At 67.3% G+C, this 17,657-nt stretch carries 18 protein-coding genes and 1 tRNA gene; 4 read left to right on the top strand and 15 right to left on the bottom strand.

The window, feature by feature from the left end; genetic code table 11:
- Positions 1 to 2: 2 nt before the first annotated feature.
- From LVB87_RS11045 to LVB87_RS11080, 8 genes are all read right to left on the bottom strand, one after another.
- Positions 3 to 344, bottom strand: a complete 342-nt coding sequence (locus tag LVB87_RS11045) for a hypothetical protein (RefSeq protein WP_232898011.1) — start codon at positions 342 to 344, stop codon at positions 3 to 5.
- A 51-nt stretch (positions 345 to 395) separates the two neighbouring features.
- A complete protein-coding gene (locus LVB87_RS11050; RefSeq protein WP_232898012.1) occupies positions 396 to 1,304 on the bottom strand; it encodes a hypothetical protein in 909 nt (302 codons plus the stop codon).
- A 64-nt stretch (positions 1,305 to 1,368) separates the two neighbouring features.
- The gene (gene ppk2 / locus LVB87_RS11055) at positions 1,369 to 2,244 is read right to left on the bottom strand and encodes a polyphosphate kinase 2 (RefSeq protein WP_232898013.1); all 876 of its coding nucleotides are present in this window, start codon (positions 2,242 to 2,244) and stop codon (positions 1,369 to 1,371) included.
- A gap of 5 nt (positions 2,245 to 2,249) precedes the next feature.
- Complete coding sequence (locus tag LVB87_RS11060; protein ID WP_232898014.1) at positions 2,250 to 3,890, bottom strand: SulP family inorganic anion transporter; 1,641 nt, start codon at positions 3,888 to 3,890, stop codon at positions 2,250 to 2,252.
- A gap of 7 nt (positions 3,891 to 3,897) precedes the next feature.
- Entirely contained in the window at positions 3,898 to 4,179 is a 282-nt protein-coding gene (locus LVB87_RS11065) for a hypothetical protein (RefSeq protein ID WP_232898015.1), read from the bottom strand.
- Between the two features lie 106 nt (positions 4,180 to 4,285).
- Positions 4,286 to 4,846 carry a hypothetical protein gene (locus LVB87_RS11070; RefSeq protein WP_232898016.1) on the bottom strand — a complete coding sequence of 187 codons (561 nt, stop codon included), beginning with the start codon at positions 4,844 to 4,846 and terminating at the stop codon, positions 4,286 to 4,288.
- Positions 4,847 to 4,883: 37 nt separating this feature from the next.
- Positions 4,884 to 5,774: a DUF2950 domain-containing protein gene (locus LVB87_RS11075; RefSeq protein ID WP_232898017.1), complete on the bottom strand. Its 891-nt coding sequence runs from the start codon at positions 5,772 to 5,774 to the stop codon at positions 4,884 to 4,886.
- Positions 5,771 to 7,549 (bottom strand): DUF3300 domain-containing protein, encoded by a 1,779-nt coding sequence (locus tag LVB87_RS11080; RefSeq protein WP_232898018.1) that lies wholly within the window; start codon positions 7,547 to 7,549, stop codon positions 5,771 to 5,773. Before LVB87_RS11080 ends, LVB87_RS11075 begins: the two co-directional genes overlap by 4 nt.
- Before the next feature lie 106 nt (positions 7,550 to 7,655).
- Between LVB87_RS11080 and LVB87_RS11085 the strand changes: the two genes are divergently transcribed.
- The 3 genes from LVB87_RS11085 (at position 7,656) to LVB87_RS11095 (ending at position 10,524) form a co-directional block, all read left to right on the top strand.
- Positions 7,656 to 9,641 carry a S9 family peptidase gene (locus LVB87_RS11085; protein WP_232898019.1) on the top strand — a complete coding sequence of 662 codons (1,986 nt, stop codon included), beginning with the start codon at positions 7,656 to 7,658 and terminating at the stop codon, positions 9,639 to 9,641.
- A complete protein-coding gene (locus LVB87_RS11090; protein ID WP_232898020.1) occupies positions 9,638 to 10,411 on the top strand; it encodes a glycerophosphodiester phosphodiesterase family protein in 774 nt (257 codons plus the stop codon). The genes LVB87_RS11085 and LVB87_RS11090 overlap by 4 nt, the downstream gene beginning before the upstream one ends.
- Positions 10,412 to 10,437: 26 nt before the next feature.
- Positions 10,438 to 10,524 (top strand) — tRNA-Leu (locus LVB87_RS11095).
- A gap of 27 nt (positions 10,525 to 10,551) precedes the next feature.
- Here the strand turns inward: LVB87_RS11095 and LVB87_RS11100 are convergent.
- Positions 10,552 to 10,974 (bottom strand): hypothetical protein, encoded by a 423-nt coding sequence (locus LVB87_RS11100; protein ID WP_232898021.1) that lies wholly within the window; start codon positions 10,972 to 10,974, stop codon positions 10,552 to 10,554.
- Positions 10,971 to 11,306: a hypothetical protein gene (locus LVB87_RS11105; RefSeq protein ID WP_232898022.1), complete on the bottom strand. Its 336-nt coding sequence runs from the start codon at positions 11,304 to 11,306 to the stop codon at positions 10,971 to 10,973. The genes LVB87_RS11100 and LVB87_RS11105 overlap by 4 nt, the downstream gene beginning before the upstream one ends.
- Positions 11,307 to 11,552: 246 nt before the next feature.
- Between LVB87_RS11105 and LVB87_RS11110 the strand changes: the two genes are divergently transcribed.
- Positions 11,553 to 12,668: a hypothetical protein gene (locus tag LVB87_RS11110; protein WP_232898023.1), complete on the top strand. Its 1,116-nt coding sequence runs from the start codon at positions 11,553 to 11,555 to the stop codon at positions 12,666 to 12,668.
- Here LVB87_RS11110 and LVB87_RS11115 read toward each other — a convergent pair whose 3' ends face one another.
- From LVB87_RS11115 to LVB87_RS11135, 5 genes are all read right to left on the bottom strand, one after another.
- A complete protein-coding gene (locus tag LVB87_RS11115; RefSeq protein WP_232898024.1) occupies positions 12,669 to 13,160 on the bottom strand; it encodes a spore coat U domain-containing protein in 492 nt (163 codons plus the stop codon).
- A 24-nt stretch (positions 13,161 to 13,184) separates the two neighbouring features.
- Positions 13,185 to 13,670: a spore coat U domain-containing protein gene (locus LVB87_RS11120; RefSeq protein WP_232898025.1), complete on the bottom strand. Its 486-nt coding sequence runs from the start codon at positions 13,668 to 13,670 to the stop codon at positions 13,185 to 13,187.
- Positions 13,667 to 15,958 (bottom strand): fimbria/pilus outer membrane usher protein, encoded by a 2,292-nt coding sequence (locus LVB87_RS11125; RefSeq protein ID WP_232900545.1) that lies wholly within the window; start codon positions 15,956 to 15,958, stop codon positions 13,667 to 13,669. The genes LVB87_RS11120 and LVB87_RS11125 overlap by 4 nt, the downstream gene beginning before the upstream one ends.
- A 77-nt stretch (positions 15,959 to 16,035) precedes the next feature.
- Positions 16,036 to 16,800, bottom strand: a complete 765-nt coding sequence (locus tag LVB87_RS11130) for a fimbria/pilus periplasmic chaperone (RefSeq protein ID WP_232898026.1) — start codon at positions 16,798 to 16,800, stop codon at positions 16,036 to 16,038.
- A gap of 49 nt (positions 16,801 to 16,849) precedes the next feature.
- Positions 16,850 to 17,386, bottom strand: coding sequence for a spore coat U domain-containing protein (locus LVB87_RS11135; protein ID WP_232898027.1), 537 nt, complete (start codon positions 17,384 to 17,386; stop codon positions 16,850 to 16,852).
- Between the last annotated feature and the right edge of the window lie 271 nt (positions 17,387 to 17,657).

Genomic DNA, 17,657 nt, shown 5'->3' on the forward strand with positions numbered 1-17,657 from the left:
ACTCAGCTCCGCCGGAACAACACCGTCTCGTTGCGCGCCCGCACGGGGAACTGCACGTTCGCGCGCCAGCAGGCGGTGTCCGGGAACGCGGCCACCATCGCTGCTTCGAGCTCATCGAAGCCGGCGCGCCCCTCGCTGATCGCGATGCCCTTGTTGCCCATCCAGAACTCGACGAAGGCCTCGTCCGTCGTGCGCCGGTCGACCTTGTAGGCGCGGATTTCCCCGACCGATTGCCAGGCCACGCAGTCGCGCGCGACGGCAAAGCCGAACGGCGTCACCGTCAGGGGCGAGTCGTCATCGGCGCCGATGCAGGAGCGGCGGGTGGGGAACCGCAGGATGCTCATGCGCGGTTTGACGCAGTCGGGCCCGGAGGGCGGCCACGGGTCGCGATTTCGCTATTTCTTCACGCTCGGCGGCACGCCCATGTTCGGCGGGGGTGTCGCGCGCGTGGGCTGCAGCCACATCCGCCCTGCGGCGAGGTCGAGGGTGACGACCCAGTCCTTGAGGAAGGGCATGCCCAGGTTGCCGTCGATGTTCATCTCGGGGGTCCCGAACAGGCCTTGGGCGACGATGCCAGGCGCGACTTCCAGCTTGCCTGCCTGGAAGTCCTTGGCATCGGGGTCGAGCCCGAACAGGGCGGCATAGCCCTTCGACACGAGCAAGGTGCCGCCATTCCCGCTGTCGAGTTCGAATCGCGCGACGCCCTTGGACGTCGGCACTTCGAGGTTGACCGCGAGCGCCAGGCCCTGCACTTCGCGCGACAACCGGATGGGCAGTTCACGTGCGCCCGCGATGCGTTGCGCGGCACTCGCGGGCGATTCGACATAGAGCTTGCCGCCCGCGAAATCCATGGTGATGGTCTTGCCGGCGAAAACGTCGAGCGCGAGCAGGCCTTCGATGGGCGCGGCGTCCTTCGAAATCAAAGGCGCGACTTGCATGACACCGGCGACGGGCGCGACGACGGGATAGCCACCAATCTCGAAATGCAACGCATCGCAACGCGGCATGGCCAGGCGCGTACCCGTCATGTTGAAGCCGCCGATCTCGCCCCACGGCGTGCAACCCGCGGTGGCGGCGAATTCCGGCGACACGACGGTGTGCCCGCCGGCGGTATCGAAGGCGAACAGCCCTGGCTTGCCATGGGCGGTGACGCGGACGGCGACGCTGCGTCGATACGGTTCGAGGGCAAGCGTGGCGAGCGGGGCGGCCTGCGCTTCGGGGGCTTGCGCGGGCGTTGCGGCACGCACGCCGGGAACCGCGCAGCAGGCGAGGGCGGACAACAACAAGGCAGGCAACATGCGCATGGCGCGACGGCTCCGAAAGGCAATCGCGGACTCGGATGCGCCGAACGAGCGAGGGGTTTAGACCTCAGTACCGCTCCTCGATGTACTTGTACGGGTACCTCGGCTCCACGTACCCGTGCGGCTTCTGCCGTTTCGGGAACTTGACCTTCTCCTTCGGCAGGTCTTCGTAATGCACGTGGTCGAGCAGGTGCTGGATGATGTTCAGGCGCGCGCGGCGCTTGTCGTCGGTGCGGGCCACGTACCAGGGCGCCTGGCCGATGTCGGTGGCGGCGAACATCTCGTCGCGCGCCCGCGAGTAGTCGTACCAGCGGCTGTAGGACTTCATGTCCATCGGCGAGAGCTTCCACAGCTTGCGCCCGTCTTCCGCACGATCCTTCAGGCGCTTGGTCTGTTCTTCTTCGCTCACCTCGAGCCAGTACTTGATCAGCAGCACGCCCGATTTGACGATCGCGGTTTCCACCATCGGCACCATCGCCAGGAACTCGCGCACATGGTCTTCGTCGGTGAAGCCCATCACGCGCTCCACGCCGGCGCGGTTGTACCAGCTGCGATCGAAGATCACGATTTCGCCCGCGGCCGGCAAATGCTTGATGTAGCGCTGCAGGTACATCTGGCTCTTCTCGCGTTCGGTCGGGGCGGGCAGGGCGACGACGCGGAACACGCGCGGGCTCACGCGGTCGGTGATCGCCTTGATCGTGCCCCCCTTACCGGCGCCGTCGCGGCCTTCGAACAGGATGCAGATCTTCAATCCCTTCGCCACCACCCAGCGCTGCAGCTTCACGAGTTCGACGTGCAGCTTGTCGAGCTCGACTTCGTATTCCTTGAACTTCATCTTGCCGGAGGGCGGCGCATCGGCAGCGGCGATCTGCGCGACGACCTTTTTCGTTGCGGCTTTCTTTGTCGCTTTCTTCGCCGCGCGCTTTTTCGTGGTCCGTGTCATGTTGATCACTCCATGGGTGTGGCCGCGGGCGCTTCCAGATGGCGCACCGCCATTTCGAGATTGAAGAACATGCGTCCTTCGCCGAGGGTTTCGTCGAGGGGCGAGCGACGCACCATTTCGAGCGCCTCGGGCGCCAGGCCGACCAACACCACCTGGATGCCCGCTTCGCGCAGGCGGCGCTCGCCCGCGATCAACGCCTGCAACGCGGAGTACTCGATGTCGAACACACCCGCCATGTCGATGACGATGACCTTCGGGTGGAACTCCGCGACGAGGGCCTGGAAGCGTTCGGCCAGGCGATCGGTGTTGAGGAAGAACAGTCGGCCTTCGGGGCGCACGAGCAACAGGCCGGGGAAGGTTTCGTCGTCGGGATTCTCGTCCGACACGGGGCGGAACACGTTGGTCCCGCGCTTGCGCCGCAGCACGTAGAGCCGCGGGTGCGTCGCCTGCTGGCTCAGCGCGACGAGCGAGACGATGATCGCGACGATGATGCCCTTCAGCGTGCCGAGCAGGATGACGCCCGCGAACGCGACCACGGCCCAGATGAATTCCACGCGTCGGATGCGCAGGATGTCGCGGAAGTCCTTCAGTTTGAACAGGCCCACCGAGTAGACGATGACCAGGCCCGCGAGCGTGGCCTGCGGCATCAGGCCGAGCAGCGGCGCGAGCCACAACATGGTGACCAGTGCGGTGACGGCAGTCGTCAGCCCGGACGCCTGCGACTTCGCCCCCGCGCTGCGGTTCACCGCCGTCTGCGACATGCCACCGCCTGCCGGCATCGCGCCCAGCAACGCACCGATCGCGGTGCCTGCGCCGGTGGCGATCAACTCGCGATTGGGGCTGGGCGGCGGTTCGTCCTGGGCCTGGAAGGTGCGCGCAACGGCGATCGTTTCGGTGAAGCTCATCAACGCGATGCCGAGCGCGGCGGGCCAGAGCGCTTGCACGAGGGAGAACTGCGGCAAGGTGATGTGCGGGAGGCCACTCGGGATCGCGCCCACGAGATCGATGCCGAAGCGATTCCACGCGAACAGCCCCGCGCACGCGATGGCCGCGCCCACCGCGATCAAGGGTGCGGGCCAGCGCGGTCGGAAATGCTCGAGCGACGTCAGCAACAGGATCGTGCCCAAGCCGACTGCAAACGTGGGCCACGACAGGTGTCCGAGCCCCTGCAAGATCTGCCCGATGTTGTGCAGGAAGCCGCCTTTCTCGAAGTGCAGTCCGAGCAGCTTCGGCACCTGGTCGACGATGATCACCACCGCGATGCCTGCCTTGAATCCGACGAGCACGGGCGTGGAGATGAAACTCGCGACGAAGCCCAGGCGCAGCACCGCAGCGAGGATCAATGCGAGGCCGACGAGCAGGGTCAGTGTCGCCGTCGCCGTCAGCAATTGCGTCGGGTCGCCGTTGGGCACCACCTGGGAGAGTTCGGCGCCGGTCAGGATCGCGATCGTGGTGGTCGTGCTCACCGACAAGGGGCGCGACGAACCGAGGAACGCATACACGGCCATCGGCACGAGCACCGTGTACAGGCCCACTTCGACGGGCAAGCCCGCGATGGTCGCGTAGGCCATCGCTTTCGGAATGACGACGGCGGCCGTCACCAATCCGGCGACGATGTCCTCGCGCAACTTGAAGCCGGCGAACATGCAGGCCTCACGTGCCCTTCTGCTCGTTCTCGAGGGCCTTCTTCATGATCTGGTCGTACAGGTCGACCACTTGCCCCGCGAGCTTGTGCGACTCGGGGTGCTGCACGAAGTAGCCCTTGTTGCGGTTGGCTTCCTCGAGCACAGACTTGAGGTAGTCGATGTCCTCGTCGCTCATGCGCTCGCCGGCGTCCACGCGCTTCTGCATGTCCAGCAGGCGCGGCAGGCGCTGGTGCATCAGGCGATCGATCATCGCCTGGCCGGTCGCAGCCTCCATCTTCTCGTCGGACATGACGCGCCCTCCGCGGCTCGGTCCCGTGGTGCATGGCAACACCGGCCGGCGGGGATATCCATTGGACTTCGGGCCAACGCGCGGCGCTGGCTCGGCAGTACGGCCTTCAGCGCGTGAATTCGGCCGCGATGGGGGGCGAGAGCAGGCGCTTGATGATCCAGCCGAACACAAGCGCGAAGGCCAGGGTCAGCACGATGCTGGCGGTGCGCAGCACGTGGATGAACATTGCGATGGGCGGTGCGCCTTCGTCCTGCGGGATGGCCGGCAACATCGAGAAGATCTTCTGCTGCACCGCCAGGCCCGCGATCTGCGAAACGATCGTCAGCAGCAGCATCGCGATGAACAACAGGCGGCCCCAGTTCCGGCGATGCAGCAGGCCGATGGAGGCCACGAGCGAGACGATCGACGACAGGAACATCACGCCGGTGATCCACGGGAACCAGTGGAACAGGGAGGTCGCGAACTGGATCTGCGGGTCGCTCGACGTCGACGCCTCCGCCATCGCGTGTTCGAAGTTCTGGCCCGGCAACAGCACGCCCGCGAAGATGGTCTGGACGAACGCGACGAACGCCGACAGGCCCGACATCGCGATCCAGATCCATGCCACCGCGGTGACGAAGCTCGACTTGGCCGGCGCGTTGGCCGCCCTTGGCACGGGCGTGTTCATCAGAGCCTCCCCGTTGGGCAGGCTCGCACCTTAGCGGTCAGGGCGTCTTGGCGTCGACTTCCTGCCAGCCGCTATCCGGGTCGAAGGACTTCATGCCCTTGGCGACGCCTTCGCTGTCCTTGCCCAGGTCGCGCTCGAAGACGGTGCCGTCGTGGCTGATCATGAAAGTCATCACGCCGGTGTCGCCGTACTTCGCGGGCCAAGCCACCAAGGCAAAGCCGCGGCTCATGTTGTCCTTGCCGATGAGGTAGCTGTACGCACCGCCCGGTGCGGACGGGCCCTGCGATTCCAGGATCTTGTAGCGATAGCCGAGCCAATCCGCATGCGGCCCTGCATCGCCGAACAGCGGGCCCAGCGGGCTGATTTCGCCGCTGTCGTCGTCGGCCCAGTACAAGCCGTCGTGCAGGCCGTCGGTGCTCACGATCTTGCGCGCGTATTCCAACACGCCGTCGCCGTCGCGGTCTTCCTCGGCGTAATCGTTCTGCGCATCGTGGTAGGTGCGCAGGGCTTCGACCACGTCGAGTTCGTTGCGACCGATGCGGCGCGCGCGGATTTCATCCGCGCCTGCGTGCAGGTCGTAGTGCCAGCCCTTCGCGTCCTTCGCGATGGGGACGGGCAGGGTCCAGGCATCGTTGCCCACGGCCAGTTGCATGCGGCCTTCCGTGCCGGGTTGCCAGGCGTGTTTCTCGCGATAACGCGCGAGGAAGGCATCCACGTCGTCGCGGTCGACGCTGCCGACGGGGATGAAGTCGCGCCAGTCCTTCCCGAGCAGCGCGGCGAGGCGGTCGGCGTCGGCCTTCGTCGTACCGAGGGCCTGCACGAGGGCCTCGCCTGCTGCGTCGGGAGTGGGGAAAGCTTCCTGCGCGAAGACGGGCGCGGCGAATAACGCGAGCGCAAGCAACGCGATCGAGCAACGTTTCGTGTTCATCGACGATGTCCTCCGCCTCCACGATTGCCGCCCGAGCGCTGCGCGCCTCCCGAGGAGCGCTGGGCGCCTCCCGAAGAGCGCTGCGCGCCGCCGGACCGTTGTCCACCACCACTGTGCGGTTGCCGGTTCACCTGGTGGCTCGCTTGTTGTCGACCGCCGCCGCCTTGCTGGCGTGACCGTTGCTGGCTGGCTTGTCCGCGCTGCGCGGCCTGCCGCGATTGCTGCGGTTGGCGTGCGCCGGAGAAGGCGTCGTTGCGCGGGGACTGGCGTTGTTGCTGCTGACGACGGGCCGCGTCGCGCGAGGCGTTGTTGTTGGCGCCCTGCTGGCGATGGCGCTCGGGCGTCGCCTGGCGATTGCCCGCACCGGCCTGGCGATTGCCTGCGCCCGCTGCGCCGGGGCGGTTCTGCGCGCCACCGGCGCGATTCTGTGCACCGCGATTTTCGGCACCTCGATTCTGCGCGGCACGTTGCGCCTGCGCGCGCTGGGCGTCGCGGTTTCCTGCGCCTGCATTGGCGCGGCCCGCGCCTTCGCGTCCGCCAGGCTCGCGCCCACCGAGCTCGCGCCCTGCATTCTGCGCACGCTGCTGGGCTTCGCGATTGGTGCGCGCCGGGCCTTCCATGCCGCGACGGTCCATCGATTGACGTGCCTGTTCGCGCGAACGCGCACGCGCCGGATCATCGCCACGCATGCGATCGCGCGATGCGGAATCGCCCAATCGGTTGCCGTAATTCTCGCGGCTGTTGCGGTCGCGATACGGCACGCCATCGCGGTTGGCGGCGTTGTGCTGCCACGTCCCGGAATTGATCTGGCGATTGGAGTTGAAGCTGTTGTAGCTGGACGTGTTGATGTTGATGTCGTTGCCGCCCCAGTCCATGTCGCCCCACAGGGAACCTGCGATCGCCATGCCCGTGCCCCACGCCAGGCCGCGCACGAGCGCGCTGCCCGCGTAATAGCCCGCCGGTGGCGGGTAATAGGCCGGCGGATACGACGGGTAGGCCCATGTGCCGTAAGCGGTGGTCGGGTTGTACGACGGCACGTACACCACCTGCGGGTCGGCGGATTGAATGACGATCGTGTCGGTCGATCCGGCTGCGGTCGAGGTTTCATACGCGCCCGTCGACGGCTGTTCCATCGGCGCGGATTCCGCGGGCGCCGCACCGGCGGCCGGCGCCGCGGCGGGCTGCACGCTCACCTTCTGGTACTGGTTGGAATCCAGGTTGCCCGCGTCCTTCGCCTTGTGGCGCAAACGCTGCACCGCATCCATGACGTCGTCGGGCTGCGCGAGGAATGCATCGCCCAGCTTCTGCACCCAGCCCGGATCCTGGCCGAGCGTGGCCAGCACCTGCGGGAACGCGGCGAGCGATTGCACGCTGGGGTCCCAGGGTTGGTCGGCGACCTGGCGCACGGCGGCGTCGCCGTTGGCCTTGGGGTTGGCGGCCGCCCACTTCGCGGCGTCGGCCACATCGCCCGGATAGGTCGCAGCCATCAACACCTGCGCGAGCAGCGGATCGGGATACAGCGCGATGGGCGCGACCATCTGGTCGAGCTCCTCGACGCCGAACACGCGATCCTCCGCGGCCGGGGCGGGCGCGGCAGCCTTCGCAGTCGTGGCGGCTGCGGCAGGCGCGGCGGCAGGCGTCGCGCTCGCGGCGGGTGCAGCCGGGGTGGCGGGCGCCTGGGGCGCGTTCTTCGAACACGCGCAACAGGCGAGCAGGCACAGCAACAGCACGCGCTTGGTCATGGCACGGCCCTCGTCGACGAGGGAAGTGTCCACGCGGCGAGGCGAATGCGCCTCCGCAAAAACCCTCCAGCCGCCTAGGGAAAACTACTGGTGCCGGATCGGGCTAAGCTCATCCGCATCCAATGGCCGGGAGCCCGCAATGCACCGCAAGCACGCCTTGTTCCTGTCGATCCTCGTGACGGTCTGCGCCGCGGCCTCCGCCGCCGACGCGCCGCCTGCAGGGGTCCAGCGCGACGTGGTCGGTACGCGCACCAGCGAGAACATCCCCGAGATCCCGGCCGCGCTGCTCGAACAACTCAACCGTTACCAGAACACGCGCGGCGCGGGCGTCGCCGGCTGGACGAAGGACGGGTGCCTGCTGATCTCCACGCGCTTCGCCGAAACCGCGCAGGCGCATCGCGTGTGCCAGCCGATGGGCATGCGCGAGCAGCTCACGTTCTATCCCGAGCCCGTGAACGGCCTGGCGCCGGTGCCGATGGCGTCGAAGCAGGACGGCTTCGTGTTCGCCAAGGACGTGGGTGGCAACGAGTTCTCGCAGCTTTATTGGTTCGACTTCGGCACGCGCGACATCACCCTGCTCACCGACGGCAAACGCAGCCAGAACAACGGCGCGCTGTTCTCCGACGACGGCGCGCAGCTGGCGTACAGCAGCACGGCGCGCAACGGCAAGGACACCGACGTGTGGGTGCGCGACATCAAATCCGGGGCGGTCAGGCCCGTCGTCACCGAAGGCGGCAGCTGGAGCGCGATGGACTTCTCGCCCGACGGCAAGCAGTTGCTCGTGATGAAGTACGTGTCGGCGAGCGAGATGTACCCGGGGCTGGTCGACCTGGCGAGCGGGAAGCTCGAGTTGTTCCCGGTCGATGGCGGCAAGGCGGCGTTCGGTGGATTCAAGTTCGCGCCGGATGGCAAGTCCGTGTACTACATCTCCGACGAACCGTTCGAAGGGAAGCCGCGCGAGTTCCAGACGCTGCGTTGGCACGATCCTGCCACGCATGCGTTCCGCGAACTGAGCGCCGACATTCCGTGGGACGTGGAATCGCTCGACATTTCCGACGACGGCCGCTATCTCGCGTACACCACCAACGAAGGCGGCATCCAGCGCCTGCACGTGCTCACGCTGCCGGACCACAGGCCGGTGCGCTTGCCGGAGTTGCCGGTGGGCCTGATCGGCGGTGTGTCGTTCTCGCCCGATGGCAAGCGCCTGGCGCTGACGCTCAACACCGCGACCTCGCCCAGCGATGCGTACGTGATCGACCTTGCGGGTGCGAAGCTCGCGCGCTGGACGCGCAGTGAAGTGGGCGGGCTGGATGCATCGAAGTTCGTCGCGCCCACGCTGGTGCGCTTCCCGACCTTCGATAGGGTGGACGGCAAGCCGCGCACGATCCCGGCGTTCTACTACAAGCCGTCGAAGCCTGCGAAGAACGGCAAGTACCCCGTCGTCATCAACATCCACGGCGGCCCCGAATCGCAGGCGCTGCCGAACTTCAGCCCGAATGCGCAGTTCCTCGCCAACGAACTTGGCGTGGCGGTGCTCGTGCCGAACGTCCGCGGCTCCAGCGGCTACGGCAAGACCTACCTGACGCTCGACAACGCCGAGAAGCGCGAGGACTCGGTGAAGGACATCGGCGCGCTCCTCGACTGGATCGCGAAACAGCCGGAACTCGACGCCTCGCGCGTCGGCGTGCAGGGCGGCAGCTACGGCGGCTACATGGTGCTCGCCTCGCTGATGCATTACCCGCAGCGCATCAAGGCGGGCGTGGACATCGTGGGCATCTCGCACTTCGGCACCTTCCTCAACAACACCGAAAGCTATCGACGCGACCTGCGCCGCGCCGAGTACGGCGACGAACGCGATCCGAAGATGAAGGACGTGTTCGACCGCATCTCGCCCCTCAACAATGCGTCGAAGATCACCTCGCCGCTGTTCGTCGCCCAGGGCAGGAACGACCCGCGCGTGCCGTACACCGAAGCCGAGCAGATCGTGAAGGCCGTGCGCGGCAACGGGCAGCCGGTGTGGTACCTGCTGTACGCCGACGAGGGCCACGGATTCCAGAAGAAGGCGAACGCGGATTACTACGGCGCCGCGGCGATCCTGTTCTGGCAGAAGAACCTGCTGGATTGAGCGAGCCGACGCCCGTGGCCGACGTGCCTTCGCTGGATGCCATCGGCCCGGGCGACTTCGTGTGCATCGCGCATCGCGGTGCAGCGGCGCTGGCGCCGGAGAACACGATGGTCGCGTATCGCGCGGCGTATGCGTCGGGGCTGCGCTTGCTGGAGCAGGACGCGCGGTTGTTGGCCGATGGGGCGTTGGCGGTGATGCACGATGCGTCGGTGGATCGCTTGACCGATGGGCGAGGGGACGTGCGCGGCTTTGACACCGCGGCATACCGTGCGCTGCGTGTCGATGCGCGGCGGTTTCCGCAGTTTGCGCAGCAGACGATTGCGCCGGCCTTGTTCGACGAAGTGTTGGCGGAGTTTCGAGGGCGCGCGGTGTTGGTGCCGGAGGCGAAGGACGTGGGCAGTGGCGCGCCGATGGTCGCGGCGCTGCAACGTGCGGGCATCGCGCGGGAGCATGCGTTGGTGCAGTCGTTCCTGTTGGAGGAACTAAGGCCTGCCGTCGATGCCGGTTATCCGGCGATCTACCTCTCGCGCACCGACGAGGGCATCGATGCAGTGAAGGCCGCGGGCGTCGGCTGGGCCGGGATATGGAAGGGCGCCTCGGACACGGTCTTTCGTGCCTGGATCGAGGCGGGCTTCCGCGTCATCGCCTACACCGTGGACGACCACGCCGAGCGCGACCGCCTGCGCGGGCTTGGCGTCCAGGGCATGTTTTCCGACGACCCCTTCGCGCTGATGGCGGGCCTACCATCGGACCTGCGCTGCGTGTATTGAATGGCGCGGCTAGAATCCCCGAGCCGGCCCGGATGGCGAAACTGGTAGACGCAAGGGACTTAAAATCCCTCGACCGCAAGGTCATGTGGGTTCGATCCCCACTCCGGGCACCATGCCGATCCGGCTTGCGGAAGTAGCCGCTACTCGCCAACCGGGCACGCGCCCGACGACAACCGCCATCCTTCCTTCGAACCAAACTCCGACAGGAACGCCGACTGGATCGCGCTGGCCTGCGGTCCCGCGTCGGTTGCCTTCGCATCCACCGACACGGTGAAGTTGAAGCAGTAGCGACTCGCGTCGTTGTTCAACCCGACCAGCACATGCGGCGCGCTGCTGCTCTGGTAGTAGCGATGCACGGCGCCACCGGCGTCGTCGCCGCCCCGTCGCGGATAGCCCTGGCCGTCGAGGAACTGCTCGACCTGGTGCGCCGCTTCGGCTTGCGTGAGCTGCTCGACGACACCGCTGGACGTGGAGACTTCCTTCCACTGCGTGTCCTCGCCACCGATCGAACACGCAGCCAACGCGAGGAGGGCCACCGACGCGAGCGCGATGCGCGCGCTCACAGCGCTTCGATCCGATGGGCTTCCTCGGACAGCTTCTGGCGCTTCCACGGCAAGGCTTCGTAACGGCGCGCGTAGACGGTGCTCTGCAGGCCATCGAGCACCAGGTAACTCACTTCGACGCGGAAGGGGCCGACGACGCGCGCTTCCAGGTCCGACTTGGCGAGGGGCCGATCGGTGCCGCCGAGGGCGTGGCCGCGGATGCCGCGCGGTGCGAGGTCGCCCCATGCGTCGTCGATGCATGCACTGCGTGAAAAGAACGCCGTCGCATATCCGCCCGCGATGGCGAGGACGATCAGGAAGAGGAACAGGCGGATGATCGAACGGACGCCCATGGGCCTTCCGTGGGTCGAGGCGGACCAGAATGCTACACCCGGCCATGAACGCGCTGTCCACCGTGCAGCACCCCGGGATGCGACGTTCGTCGCAACGCGAGCGCCCGACAAGCCTTCGCTGACTTCTTCAGGTGAGAACCATTCCACCTCGTGCGGTGTTTGCCTGAACGCGCGCGGCTTCACATGGACTTGAGTTTTCGACAAGCAACCTGAGCTCGTCATTCGCAGTGCAGCAGGGGACCCCCGATGAATACGAAATCGTTCCGCCACGCCGCCGTGGCGGCCGCCGTCGTCGCCGCTTCCGCCGGCGCCTCCGTTTCCGCCCAGGCCGCCACGCCGCAGGGTCGCATCGTGTTTTCGCGATCGCAGCAGAGCGCGGCCGACGCATTCCCGCGAGCGAGCAGCCTGTGGATGCTGGACCTGGGCACCAGGCAGGTGCGTCCGCTGACGACGTCGACCGACCGCGTGTTCGATGCGGTGGCCACCTGGGCACCGAACGGTTCGGGCATCGTGTTCGACCGCGGCGCCAGCCGCCCGCGCGCGGCCGAGACGCACTCTCTGCATTACCTGCGCGCCGACGGCACGCACCTGCGCTCGGTGGTGCACGGCCTGGGCGATTTCTCGAAGCCGGCGTGGGGCCCGGGTGACCGCATCGCCTACATCGCGGCGCAGGGCGCGGGGAACTGCGTGTCCATCACCGATGCCACCGGCACTTCGCACCGCGCGCTGTTCTGCGTGCCCTCGACCACCGAGCTGGCGCGTCCGCTGTGGTCGAAGGATGGCCGTCAGTTGTTCGTCGCGGGCAACGCACCGGAAGGCAAGCTCGAACCCGTCTTCCACGCACTGGCTTACCGCATCGACGTCGCCACCGGCCGCGCGACGCTCCTCAGCGACATCGTGATGTACGAACCGCTCGAACTGACCTTCTCGCCCGACGGCACGCGCGGCGTGTACGCGGACGTCGTCGCCAACGACATGACGCTGGTGGACTTCCGCAACGGCGCAGCGACGGCCCTGCCGCGCGGCCACGCCCCGTCCTGGTCGCCGGATGGCAAGCGCATCGCCTACGCCGGCGAGGTGTACGAGACCGGCGCGCAGTTCCGTTACTACGAACCGCTGTACGTGATGAATGCGAACGGCACCAACGTCCGCCGCCTGACCGACTCGCGCGTGGACAACCACGCCTACACGCCGGCGCAGTGGTCGAAAGACAACATCCATGTGCTGGTGAACCGCCGCGTCTACTCCGACGTCGGGCTCACGCACGCGACCTATGCACTGCGCATCGTGGATGCGAATACGAAGGCGCTGGTGCAGTTGCCGGCGGGGTTTGCGGATCAGGGGGGGTGGTTCGAGCCCTGATCAGAAGGTGACGGTGACGTTGATCGTGTCGCTGTAAGTCCCCGCACCGACGTTCTGGCTGCCGCCGATCTGCCCGTAGATGGGGCGGACCGCGCGGCGGCTGCCGCCGGAGGGATTGCTGCCGGTGCAGCCGTTGCCGGTCTGGCCGGTGGTGCAGGTCGACGTCGAAGAGCCTCCGGTGCCGTCACCGAAGATGGTGGCGTGCGCCGCTTCGAGATAGAGGTTGTAGAACAGGTTCTCCGCCCCGTTCACCATGCGGCGGTTCGCGAAGGAGCCCGAGTTGCCCGCGTCGATCGAGACGGTGAAGGTGAGTGGATTGCCCGTGCAGTCGATCGTCAGTGAGCCCGTACCGTCCAGGGGCGCGGCAGACGAAGGATCGTAGACGCCGAACGCGACGCCCGCGGTGTTGATCGTGCAGCTGTCGGCCGCGTGCGCACGGGTGGCGAACGCGCAGCCGGCGAGGGCGAGCAGGAGGGCGCAGACGGATTTCATTTCGCATGCTCGCATGCGCGCGGGTCAGAATGTGATCGCGACGCGGATGGTGTCGCTGTAACTGCCCACGGCGACGTTCTGGCCCGCGGGGACGAGGCCATACATGCGCTGCGTCGCAGTGAGCGAAAAGATGCCGCTGCAGCCACCGCTGGTCCAACCGGTCAGGCACGTCACGTCGGAGGTGCCGTTCGTGCCGTCGCCGAAGATCGTGGTGTAACCGGAATCGGTGTAGAGCTGGTAGAACAGTTTTTCGATGCCGCTATTCATGTACCGATTGGCGAAGCCACCCGCGCCACCATCGTCGAGCTGGACCTGGACGCTGACCAGATAGTTGTCGCACGTGACCGACACCGTGCCGGTGCCTTGCAACGCGGTGGCGGAGGCCGGGCTGTAGACGCCGAAGGCCACGCCCGTGGAAGCCACGGTGCACGCGGCCTGCGCCAGCGGCACGGCGCCGAACCATCCGAAGGCGATGGCCAGCACGAGCACCGCCCGCGCATGGCGGCTCATTGCAGCTTCTCGCAGGCGATGGTGCCGAGGTCCACGGTGCCGGCGGCGTCCTGGGCCGGCACGTCCACCTTGCACGCGAAGTTGCCGTCGTCGCTTTCCACGCGCACGTCGTTCTGGCCGACCTGCAAGGTCTCGAAGTAGAACAGGCCGTCGGTGCCGATCGGCATGCCCGCGTCACCGTCCTTCACGTGCGCAAGATCGCCCGCCGCCTGTCCCGCGTAGCGGAAGTGGCCCTTCACCGCGCGCACCGCGTGCGCATCGAGCACGAGGATCGAACCGGTGTTGCGCGCCACGCGCAGCTGGTGGACCGGCTTCTCGCCCAGGTCGACCCCGGCCGGGATGGCGGCGTCATCGAGGCTGAGGCGGTTCGGGTAGTAGGGCAGCATGTCGCGCACGAGCAGGTCGCCGTGCTTGTCGGTGCGGCCGATGCGCTGGTTTTCGCGCAGCACCGGAACGTCCGCCATGCCGGGCACGCGCACGAGCGCGAAGCTGCTGTCGATCGGCGGCGTGGCGAACACCCGGCCGCCGACGGCGACGATCGCGCCGGTCGCCGTGGCGCGGAGGTTGGTGTCGTCGCCGTTGCGCTCGGCTTCGAGCAGGTAGCGGCCGTGCGTGCCTTCGTATTCGCCCAGGCCGAAGCCGATCGTGCGGCCGCCTTCGCGCTGCACGTTGACGGCGTAACCAAAGCCTTGCTCCAGCGGACGCGAGCGCTGCGCGTTGAAGCCGTAGCCATCGTGCGACACGCCATCGCGCTCCTGGTGGCGCGCGGTGAAGCCGACGTTGTCGCGCGAGAACGCCATGTTGAGCGTCAGCTGGATGCTGGTGTCGCGGAAGAAATCCGATTCGGTGCGCTGGCCGAGCAGGTACAGCGAGGTCAGCTCGCCGATGCGCCACGCGGTGGAGAAACCCGCACTGCGCTCGAGCGGCAGGCCATCGCGCTTCTGCCGGCCCGCGTTGAGCTGCACGCTCAGGCGGCTCGTCGGGGAGAAGGAGAAGGCGGCGTAGTCGTTCTCGCGCACGGTGCCGAGCGAGCGGACGAGCGGGTCGGACAGCGCGCGGTAGTCGCTGGTCGCGCGCAGCGCACCCAGGCCGAAAGACCAGGAACGCGCGCTCCAGCTGTAGTTGGCCGAATACGCGTGGCCGTGGTCGAGCAGGTCGGCATCGCTCACCGCGTAGGCGAAGGCGAACTCTCCGAAGCCCGTGCGCAGCGCGGTGTCCACGCCCGCGTTGCGGACGTTGTCGTCGCCTTCGATGCGGCCGCCGAGGGTGACCGCGTCGCTCAGGCCGCGGCGATACCAGCCTTGCGCGGCGGTGTCGTCGGCGTAGTCGCCGTTGCCGAAACCGCCATCCGTGCGCGGCTTGCCCACGCGGAACGAATACTCGCTCAGTCCCTTCGCCAGCAGGCGCGGGCTGCCGCCGTAGTACGACTGCGTGGCGAGCTCGGTGCGATTGCCGAGCGGATCGCGCACGATGACGCGCACGTCGCTACGGCCCGGCGGAATGCCGAGCTGTTCGAGCGTGAAGGGACCGGCGCCGAATTCGCGGCGGCCGATCAGTGCGCCGTTCGCATACACCTCGACCGTGCCGGGCGTCTGCAGCACACCGGAGAAATACGGGCGCGGCACCGTGACGAGATAGGGATCCTGATCGAACGCGCGCTCCACGCCCACGCCGCCGAGCAACTGCCCGCCGCCGAGCGGATCGCGCGCGATCGCGTACTGGTCGCCCACGGTCCAGCGCTGCATGGCGGAGACGCGGTCGTATTCGAAGCGCGTCATGCCGCGCAGCCAACCGTCGATGTTGTTCCATCCGCCGGTGGAGCGCAGCGCGGCGTTGCCGCGGCCGATGGCGGCGTCGAAGAAGAGATTGCGTTCGTCGCGCGTGCCGACGGTGGCGGCATAGTTGGCGAACGCGGTCCACGAAGGCGTGCCCTGTTCGCCCGTGTTGCCGCGCGGGGACATCGTGGCGGTCTGGCGCGGCAGGCGCTCGGGACGCAGCGTCAGGTCCAGGCGCAGTTGGTCGCGGTCGATCGCGAACGTGCTGCCGTGGTTGAGGGCGCGCAGCGAAATGAAGTGGCCCTGGCCGAGCGGTTCGGCCACGACGCCGGAAGTGTCGATGCCGGCGGTGATGAGCGCCTGTTGTTCGACAAGGACATCGTCGCCGCGTGCGATCACCGGCGCGACACCGACGCAACGCGCGTTGATGCACAGGTCGAGCAGAAGCGTTTCATCGCCCGGAAGGGCGTAGACGGGCAGGGCGAGCGCAAGGCCGAGGCACAGGCCGAGCATGCGTCGCACGGGGAGCCGTGCAACGGAAAGCGTTCGTCCTTGAAGCTTGGAATCCTTCGGGAGTTTGCGTCCCTGCGTCAGCGGGCGCATGCGGCAAGACCCGCCGGGACGTCAGCCGTGAGGACCTGGTTTTCCAGGAGCTGCAATTCCACCTTCGCCGCATGCGCGCACGCACCGGCGGGAAGATTGACCTGCACCGGGGCCTGCGCACCGGCCAACAGGTACGGCACTTCGATATTGGCTTCCTTCAGCACCTTGCCGCCTGCGTCGCGGACGATGGCCTTGCCGCCGTTCGGCGCTGCATAGCCGGTGCCGGTGTTGCGGAAGAGCAGCGTCGCGCCGTGGGCGTCGACCTTGTTCACCGAGACGCCGACCGCGGGCTTCGCGTTCGCCGGCTGCACGAACACGGGCACGCTGATCTTCGCGAGCATGCGGATGTGGCCCGCCACGGCTTCGGCGTGACCGGGGAGTTCCTGGAGTTCGACGCGATACGCCACTTCGGACTTGGTGTCCGGCGACAGCGAGCCGATGCGCACGCGGCCTTCGGCCCCCGGCGCGATCTGCAGGATCAGCGGATGCACCACCAGGCCGTCGTCGGGCGTGAGCTGCCACTGGCCGTCGGCGTCCATGCGCCAACGCTTCACGTGGACCTCGAAGGCCAACGGAAGGTCTTCGTTGTTCGTCATCACCACGGTTTCCACCGGGTGCGAAGCACCGAGATGGATTCGGGTGATGTTGAGGTTGAACTGCGCCGCGGACGCAATGCCCGCAACGGTCAACGCGATGGCGATGGCCACGAAGGCGGAGAAGGCCGCGCGCGGGGCCCTGCTGATCGAACGCATGGGTGTGTTACCGAAGGGTGCCCGGCCTCGCGGCCGGGCACCGGGTGGATCAGAAGTTCACGGTGTAGCCGACGGTGTCGGCGTAGCTGCCGTTCGCCACGTCCTGGCCGCCCGGGATCGAGCCGTAGGTCGTGAAGGTCTGTTCGGCGTTGTTCGGCGAGGAAGCGACGGTCACGTCGTTCGCGCCGGCGGCCGGGGACAGCGTGCAACCCCAGACGACCGAGCGGCCGGAGTCGCTATAGATCTGGTAGCCGAGGCGGTTGGTGCCGCTCGCCATCTGGCGGACGGGCGCGCCGCACGTCGAACCGGCGCCCTTGTTCGCCGGCAGGCCTTCGTCGAGCGTGATCTTGATGGCCGTGCCCTTGGTGCAGCGGATCTTGATCGAGCCCGAACCCGTGGCGGCGGTGGACGCGTTCGCGCCGACCGAGTCATAGGTGCCGAACGCGATGCCGGTGGCCGGCGTGGAGATCACGCAGCTCGGCGAAACGGTGGCGGTGACCTGGAAGGTGTTGCCCACGGTGGCGGCGGAAGCATTGGCGGCGACGAGCGCCGTCGCGAGAGCGAGGAGGATCGGAGCAGAACGCATTTTGTGTTTCCCCTGGAGCTTGGTCGTGCGGAGCCGGACGACTCCGTGGCGTTAAAAACTAGTGACGACCCCTCGGGGGAGCAACGAAAAACTGGTGTGGTTCACAGATACGTATCGAAAGTGTGACGTACGTCACAGAAAACGGTTCAGACTGAGACCGAGGTCTCCTATTTAGCGAAGTGAATTGGCTGTCAATGCGCGTCAGTACGGGTGACGCGCCGCGTCCTATGGGTGACCCTGCTACCGCAGGTCACCTTGTGACGTGACGTGG

Origin of the sequence: Lysobacter sp. KIS68-7 (assembly GCF_021284745.1) — a bacterium.
Lineage (GTDB): Bacteria > Pseudomonadota > Gammaproteobacteria > Xanthomonadales > Xanthomonadaceae > Noviluteimonas.